We start from the raw sequence: 16254 nt of genomic DNA, 5'->3' as shown, positions 1-16254 counted from the left end.
TGTCACCCTCCCGCCCAGGGGTTTTCACACTGGCGGGAGGTTCGTGGCCCACTCGGGCCACAGGCATCTCTCAATCAGACTTCGACTCGTCGTCATCCGGGGGCACTCTGCACCATTTCTGCACCACGAATCCGGTGACGCTCAGAGCGACCGCGGACACCGCCGCGATCAGCGCCAGGATGAAGCGGTCGAGCCGGTCGCCCACCAGGTCGGGCAGCAGGAGCAGACCCTGGGCCAGATACCAGCCGAAGATGACCGCACCGCCGTAGGCCGCCGCCTTGGCCAGCACCGCGGTGCGTGCCGCGACCAGCGGATCGATCGGCCGCCGCACGTCCTTGCGGTCGCCCGGGTCGGTGCGCTGCCAGCGGCGCATCGGCAGCCCGGCCGCGAACACCACCAGGAACAGCGCCACGACACCGAACACCGAGGTCCACGGCAACGGCGGGGCCTCGTGCCCCTGCCCGGTCCAGGTGTCGAGCAGCACCCAGAAGATCACGGCCGAGGCCACGCCGATCAGCAGCGCGCGGCCGATCCGGGCGGCCCTCACGCCCAGTGCTCCAGCGTCAGTTCCGGCCGCTGCCGCAGCGAGATCCGGTCGGGCGCCCCGTCGAGCAGGACCGTGACCTTCTCGGTGCCGCGCTCGGTGAGCAGCGAGGCCTGAGGGTCGGCGGCCAGCCAGGGCGCCAGCACGAACGCCCGCTCGTGCGCGCGCGGGTGCGGCAGTGTCAGCTTCTCGTCGTAGCTGCGCAGGTCGCCGTAGCTGATCACGTCGATGTCGAGGGTGCGCGGGCCCCACCGCACCGTGCGCTCGCGGCCGAACCCGGCCTCGATCCGGTTGCAGGCGGCCAGCAGGTCGTAGGCGCTCAGCGTGGTGGTGCACAGCACCACGGCGTTGAGGTAGTCGGGCTGCTCCGGGCCGCCCACCGGGTCGGTCTGGATCACCGGCGAGAGCACGTCGACCTCCAGGCCCTCGGTCTCGCGCAGGTCGCTCACGGCGCCCCGCAGGATCATCAGCCGGTCACCCATGTTCGTGCCCAGGGCCAGCACCACCGGCACCGGTTCGGCCGGAGCCCTCTCGAGGAGAACAGTGCGCTCGCGACGGATGGCGACCACCACGTCCCCGAACGTCTCTTCGATCGGGGCCTGGGGCTTGTGCACGGCGACGTCGGCCGCGATCACACCCGGCGGCTGCAGGCAGGCCAGTGCGATGCGCTCGGCCAGGGTCTCGATCAGGTCGACCGGCTCACCCCGCACGATGTCGGCGACCGTGCCCGCGAGCTCGCCGTAGTGCGTGGTCTTCGTCAGGTCGTCGCTCGCCGCGGCGGGCGCGATGTCGGTGTGCAGGACCACGTCGATCACGAAGTCCTGCCCCTCGCGCCGCTCGAAGTCGAAGACCCCGTGCGTGCCCCGGGCGGTGACGCCGGAGAGCCGGATCTGGTCGAGCAACCGCCCCGAGGGCGAGGTGATCGGGCCGAAGCCCATCCCGGAACTCACAGTGCTGTCCCCGCTGTCCTTCCCGAACCCGCCCGCTGATGCTGCCGGACGGCCGCGCCGACCCGGACCGCGTCCACACTCGCCCGTACCGCGTGCACCCGCACGCACCACACACCCGCCAGCGCGGCCAGCGTGCTGACCGCCGCCGTGGCGTCGTCGCGCTCCTCCACCGGCGCCGGCGCCGCGTCCGGCCCGGCCAGCAGACTGCCCAGGAACCGCTTGCGCGAGGCCCCGACCAGCACCGGCCGACGCAGGTGGGCCAGCGCGTCGAGATGGGCCAGCAGTTCCCAGTTGTGCTCGGCGTTCTTGCTGAAGCCGAGACCGGGATCGAGCACCACCTGCGACGGGTCGACCCCCGCCGCCACCAGTTCGTCGAGGGCCCGGGTGAGCTCGGCCCCGACCTCGGCCACCACGTCGTCGTAACGCGCGGCCAGATCGTGCTCGGCCCGGCCGAGCGCCTGCACACCGCGCCAGTGCATGGCCACGAACGGCGCGCCGCTCTCGGCCACGAGCGCCGGCATCGCGGTGTCCCAGCGGCCACCGCTGACGTCGTTCAGCAGCACCGCGCCCGCCTCCAGGGCGGCCCGGGCCACGCTCGCGCGCATCGTGTCGATGCTGACCACGACACCCTGGTCGGCGAGGGCGCGCACCACCGGAACGGTGCGGCGCAGCTCCTCGGCCTCGGAGACCCGCTCGGCCCCCGGCCGGGTGGACTCGCCACCGACGTCGACCAGGTCAGCGCCCTGCGCCCGCAGTTCCAGACCGTGCGCCACCGCGGCGCCCGGGTCGAGCCATCGCCCGCCGTCGCTGAACGAGTCGGGCGTGACGTTGAGAACGCCCATGACCAGGGTGCGTGAGGACGGTGTGGTCAGGCCGGGCAGCGCGGGTCCCGGGATGTCGGTCACGTCTACTTTCCTGTCGGAGGGATCAGCGGGTGTGCGCGAGGATCAGGCTCATCGCCTCGGCGCGGGTCGCGGGGTCGCGCAGCTGGCCACGCACCGCGGACGTCACGGTACGCGAGCCCGGCTTGCGCACGCCACGCATCGACATGCAGAGGTGCTCACATTCCAGGACCACGATCACGCCACGGGGCCGGAGGTGCTCGACCAGGGCGTCGGCGACCTGGGTGGTGAGCCGTTCCTGCACCTGCGGACGCTTGGCGTAGACGTCGACCAGGCGGGCCAGCTTGCTCAGCCCGGTGATGCGGCCGTCGGCGCTGGGGATGTAGCCGACGTGCGCCACCCCGTGGAACGGCACCAGGTGGTGCTCGCAGCAGGAGTACAGCTCGATGTCGCGCACCATCACCATCTCCTCGTGACCGAGGTCGAAGGTGGTGGACAGCACGTCGGCCGGGTCCTGGCGGAGGCCGGCGAACATCTCGGCGTAGGCACGGGCCACCCGGGCCGGCGTGTCGAGCAGACCGTCGCGATCGGGGTCCTCGCCGATCGCGACCAGGATCTCGCGCACCGCCTTCTCGATGCGGCCGGTGTCTACCGCGTTGTCGGCCGGGTCCAGCTCGTCTGCCACGTCGTTCTCCAGTGGTCGGGCAATGTTCGGGACGAGTCCGGCGCCCCGTACGCCGTTCTCAAGTCGAAAGTCCCCGCAGGTTCCGTGAGGAACCTACGGGGACTCTGTTCGCCTAGAACTTAGTTCAGATCTCCGAGCTCGGCACCGTGCCCGTTGGCCGACGCCGTGGAGGGCGACGTGCCGTTCTGCCCGATCCGGCGCTCGGCCGGGCTGAGCACGGGCGGGATGTCGGAGACCGCGCGGCGCTCGCTGGAGAGCCAGACCGGCCGCACCGGGCTCTTGCGCACCGGCGCGAAGATCTCGGCCAGCTCCGCCCGGTTCAGCGTCTCCTTCTCGAGCAGGGTCAGCACCAGGCTGTCGAGAACGTCGCGGTTCTCGATCAGCACCTGATAGGCCTCGTCGTGGGCGGCCTCGATCAGGCGGCGCACCTCGTCGTCGACGACCCCGGCGACCTCTTCGGAGTAGTCGCGCTCGTGGCCCATGTCGCGGCCCAGGAAGACCTCACCGCTGCCGCGGCCCAGCTTGATCGCACCGATGCGCTCGGACATGCCGTGCGTGGTGACCATCGACCGGGCGATGCCGGTGGCCTTCTCGATGTCGTTCGAGGCCCCCGTGGTCGGGTCGTGGAAGATGATCTCTTCCGCCACCCGGCCGCCGAGCGCGTAGGCCAGCTGGTCGAGCATCTCGTTGCGGGTGGTGGAGTACTTGTCGTCCTGCGGGAGCACCATCGTGTAGCCGAGGGCGCGACCACGGGGAAGGATCGTGACCTTGGTGACCGGCTCGGTGTTGTTCATCGCCGCCGCCACCAGCGCGTGACCACCCTCGTGGTACGCGGTGATCTTCTTCTCCTTGTCGCTCATCAGCCGGGTCCGCTTCTGCGGACCCGCGATGACGCGGTCGATCGCCTCGTCGAGCGCCTGGTCGTCGATCACCCGGGCGTTGGCCCGGGCGGTCAGCAGGGCGGCCTCGTTGAGCACGTTGGCCAGGTCGGCACCGCTGAACCCGGGGGTCTTGCGGGCGACGCCCTCGAGGTCGACGTCGGGAGCCATCGGCTTGCCCTTGGAGTGGACGCCGAGGATCTTGACCCGGCCCTTCATGTCCGGCGGCTCGACCGCGATCTGGCGGTCGAAACGGCCCGGGCGCAGCAGGGCGGGGTCGAGGATGTCGGGCCGGTTGGTGGCCGCGATCAGGATGACGTTGGTCTTGACGTCGAAGCCGTCCATCTCGACGAGGAGCTGGTTCAGCGTCTGCTCACGCTCGTCGTGACCACCGCCGAGACCGGCACCACGGTGGCGGCCCACCGCGTCGATCTCGTCGACGAAGATGATCGCCGGGGCGTTCTCCTTCGCCTGCTGGAACAGGTCACGCACGCGGGACGCACCGACACCGACGAACATCTCGACGAAGTCGGAACCGGAGATCGAGTAGAACGGCACACCGGCCTCACCGGCGACGGCCCGGGCGAGCAGCGTCTTACCGGTACCGGGCTGGCCGTAGAGCAGAACGCCCTTGGGGATCTTGGCGCCGACGGCCTGGAACTTGGCCGGCTCGGCCAGGAACTCCTTGATCTCGTGGAGCTCCTCCACCGCCTCGTCGGCACCCGCCACGTCGGCGAAGGTGACCTTGGGGGTGTCCTTGCTGACCAGCCGGGCCCGGGACTTGCCGAAGTTCATCACCCGCGAGCCGCCGCCCTGCATCTGGCCCATCAGGAACCAGAACACGGCGAGCAGCAGGATCAGCGGCAGGACGCCGATGAGCAGGCTGGACCACCACGACGTGCGGGGCACCTCGTCGGTGAACCCCTCGCTCGGCGGGTTGTCCTTCAACAGCTGCACCATCTCGTCGCCGCGCTGCGAGATGTAGTTGGCCTCGACCTGGAGCTTGTCCTTGATCTCGTTGCCGGCCTTCAGGGTGAGCTCGATGCGCTGGTCCCCGTCGATCAGGGTTGCGCTCTCGACCTTGCCCTGCTCGATCAGCTCGATGGCCCGGAACGTGTCGATCTTCGCGTATTGGTTGGGCGCGAACACGCGGGCCCCGATGATGAGCAGGACCACGAAGACGATCACCCAGATCGCCGGCCCCCGCGTCAGTCGTTTGACGTCCATGCCGTGTGTTCACCTGGGGCCGTCAAGGCCCCGACCCTCCTGCTCGTGCTCAATAGGACGACGGTACACCGATGCCCACAGACCTACCGGTCCATGGACAGCTCGCGGCAGTCGTTGCCACCGCCGGAAACCGATTCTCCGTATCACGGAGCGGCGTCCGGCAGGTGGCTAAGAGAGGAACGGAGGACATCGCCCCACTGTTCCGCCCGATCTCCCCCGCGGTCGTGCTCACAGCTTCTGCCCAGCCGGTGTCAGCTCGAGTAGACGTGCTCCGCCAGGGTGCCCACCACCCGGAGGTTGCGGTACTGCTCGGCGTAGTCGAGGCCGTAGCCGACCACGAACTCGTTGGGTATGTCGAACCCGACGTAGCGGACCTTGAGGTCCACCTTCATCGCGTCGGGCTTGCGCAGGAGCGTGCAGACCTCGACCGAGGCCGGGCCGCGCGAGCTCAGGTTGGCGATCAGCCAGGACAGCGTCAGGCCGGAGTCGACGATGTCCTCGACGATCAGCACGTGCCGGCCGCTGATGTCGCGGTCGAGGTCTTTGAGGATGCGGACCACCCCGGACGACTTGGTGCCCGAGCCGTACGACGACACCGCCATCCAGTCGGTCTCGTAGCTGCGGTGCAGGGTGCGGCTCAGGTCGGCCATCACCATGATCGCGCCCTTGAGCACGCCCACCAGAAGCACGTCCTGGCCGGCGTAGTCGGTCTCGATCTGCTCGGCCAGCTCGTTCAGCCGGTTCTGGATCTGTTCCTCGGTGAGCAGGACCTTCTCCAGGTCGGTGCCCATGTCGGAGGCGTCCACGAATCTCCAGGTTGGTTCGGAGGTGCATTCGGAGGTGAGTACGACGCGCCGGATCCGGCGGCATCTCAGCCTGCCACAATCCGGCGGCACAGGCTCAGCCGGGGGCCCGGCCCCCGGTCGACCCGGGCGAGGACCCCACCCGGGAGGTCGACCCGGCCCCGACCGGTGAGCACCAGCCGCTCCAGGGCCAGCGCGTGCCGGTGCCCGAGCCCCCCGGACGGGCATCCGGCCCGGCGGGCCAGCTCGAGCAGCGCCCGGCGCCGCAGGGCGGGCAGGGCGTCCCGCAACGGGCCCACGACGGCCCGGACGCCGGGCTCCCCCGCGACCACGCCGTCCTCAAGCCCGGCACGACCGTCGAGCCCCGCACGACCCTCAAGCCCCGCACGGTCCGCACGGTCCGCACGGCCCGGAACATCCTCGAGCTCCCCGGAAACCGTGACCACCGCCACCAGTTCAGCCGCGAGCGCGTCCAGCGCGTCCGCGTCCTCGCGCAGCATCGCCGCACTGCGCGCCAGCGCCTGCGCCACCCCAGGCCCGAGCGCCTGCTCCAGCGCGGGGGCCAGTTGCCGCACCCGCACCCGGGTGTAGACCGGGTCGTCGTTCGCCGGGTCGTGCCACGGGTGCAGCCCCAGGGCCTGCCCGGCCCGCGCGACGACCTCCCGCCGCACCCCGAGGAAGGGCCGCCGGAACACCCCGCGCCGAGCCGGCATCCCGGCCAGGCTCCGCGCCCCCGAGCCCCGCCCGAGCCCCAGCAGCACGGTCTCGGCCTGGTCGTCCAGGGTGTGCCCGAGCAGGACGGCGGCGGCTCCCCGGCGCGCCGCCGCCTCGTCCAGCGCCCGGTACCGAGCGTCGCGGGCGGCCGCCTCGGGACCCCCCGGGCCGGACGCGTGCACCCGCACCAGCTCCACCGGATCGAGCCCCAGCGAACGGCATTCGTGCGCCGCCGCCGAACCCGCCGCCGAGGCCGCGGGCGACCAGCCGTGGTCCACCACCACCGCCCCGGCCGCGAACCCGTGGGCGCGGGCCGTGGTCACCGTGACCGCCGCGAGCGTCAGCGAGTCCGGCCCTCCGCTGCACGCGACGAGCACCCGGCCGGCCGGGGTCAGATCACTCAGACAGTCCCGCACCGCGACGTGCACAGCGGTGACGTCATCCATGCACCCGCCGCACCCAGGCCTTCGGGTCGCTGATCTCCTCGGGCTCGGGCAGCGCGTCGGCCGACGACCAGACGGCGTTGAACCCGTCCATCCCGACCTCGTTGACCACACCCCGCACGAACCGGGCCCCGTCGGCGTACTGCTTGGCCTTCGCGTCCAGCCCGAGCAGGCGGCGCAGCACCTGGTCGATGGCGCCGCGCCCGGCCCGGCGCCGGGTGAACCGCTGCCGGATGGTGGCGACGGTGGGCACGACCTGCGGGCCCACATCGTCCATGATCACGTCGGCGTGGCCCTCGAGCAGCGACATGATCGCGGTGATCCGGGCCAGCTTGCGGCGCTGCTCGGGGGTCTGCACGGCGTCGAGCACCGACCGGCCGTCGCCCTCGCCGCGCACCACCTCGGGCAGACCGCGCAGCAGCTGGCCGAACCGGTCGGCGACCTGTGAGGGGTCGGCCATCAGCTCGGTGATCAGCGCACGGACCTCGGTGAGCAGGTGGTCGGTGAGCCAGTCGGAGGCGGTGAACTGCACCCGGTGGGTCTCTTCGTGCAGGCACACCCAGAGCCGGAAGTCCTCGGGCACGACCTCCAGCTCGCGCTCCACCGAGACGATCGTGGGGGCGATGAGCAGCAGCCGGCCCGGGCTCGCGAAGGCGTCGTACTGCCCCAGCACCCGGCTGGAGAGGATGCCGAGCAGGGCGCCGATCTCGGCCCCGGTGACCCGGCTGCCGATCGCGCTGCTGCCCGCCCCGGGCTTGCCCCGCTCCTCGTTGCGGCGCTGCACCTCGACCATCACCGGCGCCAGCAGGGCCCGGAAGGCCGCGATGTTGGCCTTGGCCCAGCCCGGCCGGTCGACCACGTAGACGCCCTCGCCCGGGGTCGTGCTGAGCCCGGTGACCGCCTGCACGTGCGGGTGCGCCGTGAGCGCCGCCTGCCGCAGCTCGCCCACGATCTGCTGAGCCTCGGCCAGGCTGACGTCGGGCCCGGGTTTTCCGACCCGGGCCGCCGTGCGCGCCGCCAGGTCCCAGTTGATCATCGTGTCGACGGGTTCAGCCACCACCGGATCCGCTGCCATGGATCAACGGTACGTGCCGTGGCCCGCCGGGCGTCCGCAGCCCGCCCGGCGAACAGCCCTCCCGAGGCCCGCCACGTCCTCCGCACACGTCTTCTAGGAGTCCGAGCAGCCGCACCCGACCAGGCCGTTGGCGAACCGGTCGAGCGCCTCCCGGGCCGCGGCGGTGGACGGCACCCGATCGGCCATCACCGCGAACACCAGGTAGCGCCCGTCCGCGTCCACCAGCGTCCCGGCCAGCGAACTGACCCCGCTGAGCGTGCCCGTCTTGGCCCGGACCAGGCCGGTCGACCCGCTCTCGGCCGCCGACTCGAAGCGCTCGGAGAGCGTGCCCGAGACCCCCGCGATCGGCATGCCGGTGAGCATCGGCCGCAGGTCCGTGCCGTCGTCACCGGCCGCCAGGGCCAGCACCGCCGTCAGCGTCTGCACCGGAATTCTGCTCTCAGCTGAAAGCCCGCTCCCGTCCGCCAGAGTCGCACCTTCGACCGCCACGTCGTGCTCGGCGAGCTCGGCCAGCACCGCCGGCCCGGTGTCGGCGAAGGTCGCCCCCTCGCCTCGCTCGATCGCCACCAGCCGGCCCAGCGCCTCGGCCACGGTGTTGTCGCTGTGGTCGAGCGTGAACTCGACCTGGTCGCCGACGGACGCCGAGCGCACCTCCCCGAGGCGGGTCGACGCCTGGGGCGGGTCCTCCCGGGGGATCTTGCGCGCGACCTTGATGCCCTCGTGGGCCAGTGCCTTGGCGAACACCTGGGCCGCCGCCATGCCCGGGTCCTTCGACCGGGGCACGTAGTTGCCCTCCTTGAGCCGGCCCGCGCTGATCTCGACCGAATAGAGCGGGGCGACGTAGCCGTTGGTCACGTCGGACTGCGCCCAGCCGGGAGCCATCGGCGAGCCCTCGAACAGCCCGTCGTCGAGGGCCACGGTCACCGAGGTGGTGCCGGCGGCCTTCAGAGCGCTCGCGGTCTGCTCGGCCAGCGTGGCCAGCCCGGCGTGCCCGACCACGGCGTCCTCGTCGCTCTTCCCGGCCCCGAGCAGCACGTCGCCTCCGCCGACCAGGTAGACCGTCTCGCCGTCGCCCAGCGCGGTGGTGGGCAGCGTCGCGTGCGCACCGAGTGCGGAGAGGGCCGCGGCCGTGGTGAGCAGCTTCGCGGTGGACGCCGGTGTGCGGGCGTCGGCGGCGGAGCGGCTGAGCAGGTGCTCGCCGGTGAGCGGGTCGAGCACGTCGACCGAGACCGACTTGCCGAGGTCCTTGCTCGCCATCAGCTTGCTCATGCGTTGTGTGAGCTTTGTCGCGGACACCGCCGGCGCCTGCGTGCTCACGACCGGCAGTACGTCGGGCGATTCCTGCTCAGGCAGCACTGCGCCGGGTACCCGGTCTGTCAAGGGCTGGATGGCCCCTTGGGATGACTCAGGCTGACGGCCGCCGAGGGGACCAAGTACCGTCAGAGCGACGATCAGTGCGGCGACGAGAACAGCGAGAACCACGGACGAGCGGATCACCCATTGCTTGGACGCCCGCTGGGTGACGTCAGACACCCCGATCACAACCCATGGTCCAGAGGTACCAGATTACGCTGGGCCGCCCACACACATGCCGGAAGGTAGCGAACACCCGTGGACTTCGACGTCACCATCGAGATTCCCAAGGGACAGCGGAACAAGTACGAGGTCGACCACGAGTCCGGCCGAATCCGCCTGGACCGCATGCTCTTCACCGCTACGCGCTACCCGGCGGACTACGGCTTCATCGACAACACGCTCGGTGAGGACGGCGACCCGCTGGACGCGCTGGTCCTGCTCGAGGAGCCGACCTTCCCCGGCTGCCTGGTGAAGTGCCGGGCCATCGGCATGTTCCACATGCGCGACGAGAAGGGCGGCGACGACAAGATCCTGTGCATCCCGTCGGGCGACCCCCGCCTCGAGGTCTTCCAGGAGCTGGAGGACGTGAACGAGTTCTACCGCCTCGAGATCCAGCACTTCTTCGAGACCTACAAGGACCTCGAGCCGGGCAAGTCGGTCGAGGACGCCGCCTGGGCCAGCCGCGCCGCCGCGGAGGCCGAGATCGAGAACTCGCGCAAGCGACTCATCGACGCGCAGGCCAAGGGCCTGGCGCACTGACGCCTCAGGTCGGCTGACGGGATTCACCGACAGTCACAGACGAGGGCCTCCGGGAAGCCGAGGGGCCCTCGTCCGTTTTTCACGGCTCCCTGCGATCAACATCACCCAGGTCGAGCACCGGGGCCGGGGCCTGGGCGTCGACGCTCACGCCGGAGTCCATCGGCCCGGCGGGCGCGAACCGGCCGGTGTGGTTGAGGAGCAGGTTGAGGAGGAACGCCGTCACCGCGGTCGCCGTGATCGCGTTGCCGGCGATGGTCTGGAACGCCTCGGGCAGGTTCACGAACGCGGTCGGCGCCGCCACCGGCAGCAGCCCCAACCCGAGTGAGACCGACACCAGCGTGAGGTTGTGCGTGCCCTCGTACTCCACCTCGGCCAGCGTGCGGATGCCGACGGCGGCCACCGTGCCGAACATCACCAGGCCCGCGCCTCCGATCACCGGCCCGGGCAGCGAGGCGATCACCTCGCCCATCTTCGGCACCAGACCGAGCAGCACGAGAAAGAGACCGGCCGTCGCGGCGACGTAGCGACTGCGCACCCGGGTGACACTGAGAAGCCCGATGTTCTGGGCGAAGACGGTGTCGAGGAACGAGTTGAAGAAGCCCGCGAGCACGCCCGAGAGGCCGTCGGCCATCAGCCCGCGGCGCAGGTCGGAGCGGGTGAGATCCTTACCCACCAGCTTGCTCACGGTCAGCATGTCGGCGGTGGACTCGGTGAAGATCACGAGCATCACCACGCACATCGCGATCACGGCGGCGGGCGGGAACTCCGGGGCGCCGAAGTGGAACGGTGCGGCGAAGCCCACCCAGTCCGCGTCGCCGACCGAGGAGAAGTCCAGGTCGCCGCGGACGCCCACGACGGCGGTACCGAGCACCAGGCCGATCATGACGGCGAGCTGGCCGAGCAACCCACGCACGAAGCGGGTCACCAGCACGATCACCAGCACCACGCCGAACCCGATGGCCAGGTTGACCGGCTGCGCGTAGTCGTCGGCCGCCGGGTCCGGCCCGAGGATCAGCCCGGCCGCCACGTTGATCACCGACAGGCCGATGATCGTGATCACCGTGCCCGTCACCACCGGTGGGAAGAACCGCACCACGCGCGCGAACGGGGTGGCGATCAGCAGGCCGAACACACCCGCCGCGAGCATCGAGCCGTAGACCGCCTGCAGCCCGTGGTTCGAGGCGATGAGGATCATCGGGCTCACCCCGGCGAAGGTCGCGCCCGCCACCACCGGCAGCCGCACGCCCAGGACCCGGCCCACGCCGAGCGCCTGGATGATCGTGATCACGCCGGCCACCAGCAGGTCGGCGTTGATCAGCAGGCCGATCGTGCTCGTGTCGAGCCCGACGGCCGCCCCGAACACCAGCGGCACCGTGACGCACCCGGTGTACATGATGAGCACGTGCTGAAGACCCAGCACCGCCAGCCGCGGTATCGGCAGCACCTCGTCGACCGGGTGCTTCCTCACTGTGCCGTCCACCGGGCGTCTCCTCCTGATCAGGCCTTTTGAACCCGAACAGCATGCCCGACCGCCGATGGTGGACGCGTCGGCGCCCGGTTCGCGGTCAGGGGCGGCCCGCGTAGGGCATGGCTTCGGAGGTGCGCACCGGCACGATGCGCACGAATGCGCCCGTGTACGGCGCTTCGATCATCTGCCCGCCGCCGATGTACATCGCGACGTGGTGGATGCTCGAGGGGTTGCTCGTGTTGGTGCCGAAGAAGATCAGGTCGCCGGGACGCATGCTGTCGTAGGAGATGTGCTGCACCGACTGGTACTGCAGCCGGGACGAGTGCGGCAGCGAAACCCCGGCCTGCGCCCAGGCTTTCATCACCAGACCCGAGCAGTCGTAGCTGCCCGGCCCCTCGCCGCCCCAGAGGTAGGGCAGGCCGAGCTTGCCCTTGGCCCAGGACACCGCGCTGCCACCGGCCGAGCTGCTGCCCGAACTCCTCGACCCGCCCGACCCGCCCGAACTGGCCGACCCGCCCGAGCCGGACCCACCCGAGTTACCGGACCCGCCGGAGCTGGTCGAACCGCCGGAACTGCTTCCGCCACCGTCGTTGTCGTCCTTCGCCGCCGCGGATTCGCGGTCAGCGGCTTCGCGGGCGGCCTCCCGGGCGGCCCGGGCCGCAGCCTCACGCCGTTCGTCGGCCTGCCGGCGCAGCCCCTCCTCGCGCTGCCGCTCGACCTGCACCGAGGTGCGGCGGGCGGCGGCCAGCTCGGTGAGCAGCGCGTTCTTCTGCTTCGTGTCGTCGGCCAGGGCGGCCTGGGCGGCGGCGGCCTTCTGCTGCGCCGCCTCCTTGGTCTTCTCCAGCTCGTCGGCGGCGGCCTGGCGGCGCTCGAGGGCCTGGGCGGCCTGGGCGGTGAGGCTGTTCGCCACCACCCGCGCGGAGTCGGCGCGGCGCACCGTGCGCTGCTGCTGACCGGCCAGCACCTGCATCATCGAGGCGTGCTCGAGCACCTCGTCGGTGCCCTGCGGCGACAGGAGCACGTTCAGGTCGGCCAGCTGCCCGCCGGAGCGGTAGGTCTGGGCGGCCAGCCGGCCCACGTCTTCCTGGGCGCCGTCGAGCTTGGTGTTGGCGTCGGCGGCCACCGCCTGCGCGGCGTCCGCGGCCTTGCCCGCCTCCTGCAGCTTGACCTGGGCGTAGTCGTAGTTCTCGGCGGCCTCGCTGAGCGCGACATTCGCGGCCTCCACCCGCTGGGCCGAGGCCTTCAGCTGGGCCTGGATCGCGTCGACCCGCGACTGCACCTCGTCGGTGTGCTGCTGGGCCCGGCGCACGTCGTCCTGGCCCGGGATCGGCTCGTCGGCGGCCGCGCTCAGCGCCGTGCCCCCGATGAGGGCACTCGCCAGCGCGAGGGCCGCAGCCGTGTCGCGCACCCGTCGTGATCGCAGTCCTGCTCGCACGTTCCCGCCTTTCTCCGCCTCGTGGACCGCCCCCGTTCAGGGGGCCCACGCTGTCTCTCAGCGAAGTTCGGCACGCACTCGCGAACCCTTTAGCCCACCCGGGTGACACCCGGTTCGCCGAAGGGCGACCACCGCGTCCGCAAGCACCAAAACGACTGTGGGCGTCAACCCCGGAGGGTGACGCCCACAGTGAGTTCAGGCCGTGGTCGGACGGCGCTCACTGGTGCTAGACCCTTGAACGGCCGACCAGAGCGAGCACGGCGCCCACGACGAGCACGATCACACCGATCCAGATGAGCAGGTTGCCGACGCCACCGAAGCCCAGGACAGCAAGAACGACACCGACGATGATGAGGATCAGCCAGAGAGGCATGAACAAGCTCCTGTCACTCTAAGGGGCGCTTGGGACAAGCCCTGGACGCCTCTGTTCTTTCCGACACCAAGATCGAATCACGGGGCGGATGGGGCGGCATGTCGAGATGTCCATCCTCGCGACGAATCAGCCCGTATGGCGAGAGCGGCTTGGATGGTGCACTATTCGCCGCACAGATCGACCAGGAGCCCGAGCATGGTGGCGACCTCGTGCGGCGAGCCGAGCCGGTGGTCGGCCCGGGTCTCCCCCGAACCCACGCGCACCGACACGTCTCCCGCCTCGGAGCGCAGCACCGCGAAGGCCCGCTCGTCGGTCACGTCGTCACCGGCGTAGAGCACCGCGTCGGCCCCGGTGACCGACCGCAGACGCCGCAGGGCGGTGCCCTTGGTCACCGAGACCACCGACAGCTCAACGACTTCCTTGCCGTGGGTGAGGTGGATGCCGGTCCAGGTGGCGACCCCGTCGAGGGCCTCCTGGGTGGCCTGGGCCGCCACCGGGCGCTCGGCCCGGCGGGTGTGCAGCACCACGCCGGTCGGCTTGACCTCGACGTGCGTGCCCGGGTGCCGGGCGCTGATGGCCTCCATCTCGGCGGTCGCCTTGGCCAGGAGCTCCTTGCTCGCCGCGTCGAGCGGCGCGGTGACCGACGAATCGCCCAGCGGGTCGCGGAACTCGGCGCCGTGGCTGCCCACCAGCAGAGCCCGGGCCGGCGGCGTGGCCACCCGTTCCAGGTCGTCGAGACGGCGCCCGGAGACCAGCGCCACCCGCACGCCGGGCATCTTCGACAGCTCGTTGAGGTGCTGCAGCGCCCGGGGAAGCGGACGGGCCGCGTCGGGGTCGGGCACGATCGGCGAGATCACCCCGTCGAAGTCGAGGGCGATCAGCAGCGAGGGGTGCATGGCGAAGCCCTCGAGGGCGGTGACGAGCCCGAGAGACAACGGCGAGCGCCGGTCTTCGGGGTCGATCAGGACCAGCGGGTCGTCGAGGACGTGCCCCGGCTCCTCCAGGCCCTCGGTGTCGTCGAGGTCCTTGTCGTCGTAGTCGGGGAAGTTGCCCGCCTCATAGTGCGTGCGGCCCTCGTCGACCGACACCTGCTGGGTGGCGTCGTTCTCGGCCCGCGCCTCGGCCGCCGCCGGGTCGTTCTTGGCCTCGGCGGCCGCGAGAATGGCCGACAGCTCGATGCTCTCGGTGGGCGGGGTGGTGACCCGGCCCGGCGTCGACGGCTCGGCGGCCGAGGCCGCGACCTTGAGGAAGGTCGAGGCCCAGCGGGCCACGTCGAACTCGAACACCCGGCGGCGCATGGCCCGCATGCGGCGGGTGGCCTCGCGCGGGGACAGGCCGGCGGCGCGCACGATGGCGGCCTTCACCCCGTCGATGTCGTGCGGGTTGATGAGGAAGGCCTGCGGCAGCTCGATCGCGGCGCCCGCGAACTCGCTCAGCACCAGGGCGCCCTGCTCGTCGTGCCTGGTGGCCACGTACTCCTTGGCCACCAGGTTCATGCCGTCGCGCAGCGGGGTGACCAGCATGACGTCGGCGGCCAGGTAGAGCGCCGCGAGCTCCTCGCGGTCCTGCGACTGGTGCAGGTAGTGCACGGCGGGGTGACCGAGCTGGCCGTAGTCGCCGTTGATGCGCCCGACCGTCACCTCCACGTCGCGCTTCATCTTCTCGTACTCCTCGACCCGGTCGCGGCTCGGCGTGGCCACCTGGACCAGGACCGCGTCGGGCGGGCTGAGCACCTCCTCGGCGAAGAGCTCCTCCACGGCCTTGAGCCGGTGCAGGATGCCCTTGGTGTAGTCGAGGCGGTCGACGCCGAGCAGCACCACCTTGGGATCGCCCAGCTCGCGCCGGATCTCGCGGGCGCGCTCCTGGATGTCGGGGCGCTGCCCGAGCGCGGCGACCTGCTCGGCGTCGATCGAGATCGGGAAGGCCGCGGCCCGGACCTCGCGCGAGGGGTGGTGGTCGGGACTGCCGAAGCGCGGCTCGGCCGGCAGGTGCACCAGGCCCCGGCGGGTGGCCAGGCCGTTGCGACGGCAGGCGCGCAGGAAGTTGTTGGCGTCGGCCGGGCGCTGGAAGCCGAGCTGGTCGGCGCCCAGCAGGCCGTCGAGAACCTGCCGCCGCCAGGGCAACTGGGCGAAGATCTCGTAGGGCGGGAACGGGATGTGGTTGAAGAACGCGATGCGCAGGTCGGGACGCAGGGCGCGGAGCATCTGCGGCACCAGCTGGAGCTGGTAGTCCTGCACCCAGACCAGGGCGTTCTCGGCCGAGTTCTCCGCGGCCTTCTCGGCGAAGCGGCGGTTGACCCGCACGTACGACTCCCACCAGTGCCGGTGGAACTGCGGCTGCGCGATCACGTCGTGGTAGAGCGGCCAGAGAGCGCCGTTGGACATGCCCTCGTAGAAGTCCTCGACGTCTTTCTTGCTGAGCTCGACCGGGATCAGGTGGATGCCGCGGGCCTCGAACGGCTCGGGCGCGTCGCCGGGCTGACCGGTCCACCCCACCCAGGCACCGGAGTTGCGCTGCATGACCGGCTCGAGCGCCGAGACCAGGCCACCCGGGCTCGGCTTCCAGGTGGCGGTGCCGTCGGCGGCGACCTTGCGGTCGACGGGGAGGCGGTTCGCGACCACCACGAGGTCGCTGCCTTGGTCGGAATCGGAGGTCTGCGACTGCTGCGACACGGGGTCGGCCTTCCTGGTCAGGTCCTATGT

General features: G+C 71.2%; 14 protein-coding genes. 1 reads left to right on the top strand and 13 read right to left on the bottom strand.

The window, feature by feature from the left end; translation table 11 throughout:
• Positions 1 to 70: 70 nt before the first annotated feature.
• The 9 genes from J2S57_RS13990 to dacB form a co-directional block, all read right to left on the bottom strand.
• Positions 71 to 547, bottom strand: a complete 477-nt coding sequence (locus J2S57_RS13990) for a DUF3180 domain-containing protein (RefSeq protein ID WP_307242536.1) — start codon at positions 545 to 547, stop codon at positions 71 to 73.
• On the bottom strand, positions 544 to 1494 hold the full coding sequence (folK, locus tag J2S57_RS13985) for a 2-amino-4-hydroxy-6-hydroxymethyldihydropteridine diphosphokinase (RefSeq protein ID WP_307242533.1): 951 nt from the start codon (positions 1492 to 1494) through the stop codon (positions 544 to 546). The genes J2S57_RS13990 and folK overlap by 4 nt, the downstream gene beginning before the upstream one ends.
• Positions 1491 to 2336 carry a dihydropteroate synthase gene (folP, locus tag J2S57_RS13980; RefSeq protein WP_370882640.1) on the bottom strand — a complete coding sequence of 282 codons (846 nt, stop codon included), beginning with the start codon at positions 2334 to 2336 and terminating at the stop codon, positions 1491 to 1493. Before folP ends, folK begins: the two co-directional genes overlap by 4 nt.
• Positions 2337 to 2421: 85 nt before the next feature.
• A complete protein-coding gene (folE, locus tag J2S57_RS13975) occupies positions 2422 to 3021 on the bottom strand; it encodes a GTP cyclohydrolase I FolE (RefSeq protein WP_307242529.1) in 600 nt (199 codons plus the stop codon).
• A gap of 119 nt (positions 3022 to 3140) precedes the next feature.
• Positions 3141 to 5126: an ATP-dependent zinc metalloprotease FtsH gene (gene ftsH, locus J2S57_RS13970; protein ID WP_307242527.1), complete on the bottom strand. Its 1986-nt coding sequence runs from the start codon at positions 5124 to 5126 to the stop codon at positions 3141 to 3143.
• 251 nt (positions 5127 to 5377) lie between these two features.
• On the bottom strand, positions 5378 to 5932 hold the full coding sequence (gene hpt, locus J2S57_RS13965; protein ID WP_370882469.1) for a hypoxanthine phosphoribosyltransferase: 555 nt from the start codon (positions 5930 to 5932) through the stop codon (positions 5378 to 5380).
• 65 nt (positions 5933 to 5997) lie between these two features.
• Complete coding sequence (gene tilS, locus J2S57_RS13960) at positions 5998 to 7089, bottom strand: tRNA lysidine(34) synthetase TilS (RefSeq protein WP_307242525.1); 1092 nt, start codon at positions 7087 to 7089, stop codon at positions 5998 to 6000.
• The gene (locus J2S57_RS13955; RefSeq protein ID WP_307242523.1) at positions 7082 to 8161 is read right to left on the bottom strand and encodes an Rv3626c family coenzyme F420 biosynthesis-associated protein; all 1080 of its coding nucleotides are present in this window, start codon (positions 8159 to 8161) and stop codon (positions 7082 to 7084) included. Before J2S57_RS13955 ends, tilS begins: the two co-directional genes overlap by 8 nt.
• A 93-nt stretch (positions 8162 to 8254) precedes the next feature.
• Positions 8255 to 9430: a D-alanyl-D-alanine carboxypeptidase/D-alanyl-D-alanine endopeptidase gene (dacB, locus tag J2S57_RS13950; protein WP_307242521.1), complete on the bottom strand. Its 1176-nt coding sequence runs from the start codon at positions 9428 to 9430 to the stop codon at positions 8255 to 8257.
• Positions 9431 to 9772: 342 nt separating this feature from the next.
• On the opposite strand from dacB, the gene J2S57_RS13945 reads away from it, so the two are divergent.
• Positions 9773 to 10276, top strand: coding sequence for an inorganic diphosphatase (locus J2S57_RS13945; RefSeq protein ID WP_307242519.1), 504 nt, complete (start codon positions 9773 to 9775; stop codon positions 10274 to 10276).
• Between the two features lie 79 nt (positions 10277 to 10355).
• Here J2S57_RS13945 and J2S57_RS13940 read toward each other — a convergent pair whose 3' ends face one another.
• The 4 genes from J2S57_RS13940 to otsB all read right to left on the bottom strand — a co-directional run bounded on the left by J2S57_RS13940 (position 10356) and on the right by otsB (position 16224).
• Positions 10356 to 11756 carry a nucleobase:cation symporter-2 family protein gene (locus J2S57_RS13940; RefSeq protein ID WP_307242516.1) on the bottom strand — a complete coding sequence of 467 codons (1401 nt, stop codon included), beginning with the start codon at positions 11754 to 11756 and terminating at the stop codon, positions 10356 to 10358.
• A gap of 85 nt (positions 11757 to 11841) precedes the next feature.
• Positions 11842 to 13152: a C40 family peptidase gene (locus tag J2S57_RS13935; RefSeq protein ID WP_307242514.1), complete on the bottom strand. Its 1311-nt coding sequence runs from the start codon at positions 13150 to 13152 to the stop codon at positions 11842 to 11844.
• Between the two features lie 253 nt (positions 13153 to 13405).
• Positions 13406 to 13552: a hypothetical protein gene (locus J2S57_RS13930; RefSeq protein WP_231487235.1), complete on the bottom strand. Its 147-nt coding sequence runs from the start codon at positions 13550 to 13552 to the stop codon at positions 13406 to 13408.
• A gap of 161 nt (positions 13553 to 13713) precedes the next feature.
• Positions 13714 to 16224 carry a trehalose-phosphatase gene (otsB, locus tag J2S57_RS13925; protein WP_307242511.1) on the bottom strand — a complete coding sequence of 837 codons (2511 nt, stop codon included), beginning with the start codon at positions 16222 to 16224 and terminating at the stop codon, positions 13714 to 13716.
• Positions 16225 to 16254: the final 30 nt, after the last annotated feature.

The sequence above is a fragment of the Kineosporia succinea genome (genome assembly GCF_030811555.1).
Lineage (GTDB): Bacteria > Actinomycetota > Actinomycetes > Actinomycetales > Kineosporiaceae > Kineosporia > Kineosporia succinea.
Note: the sequence above shows the minus strand (reverse complement) of the source record. Positions and strands in the feature narration are given on the sequence as shown.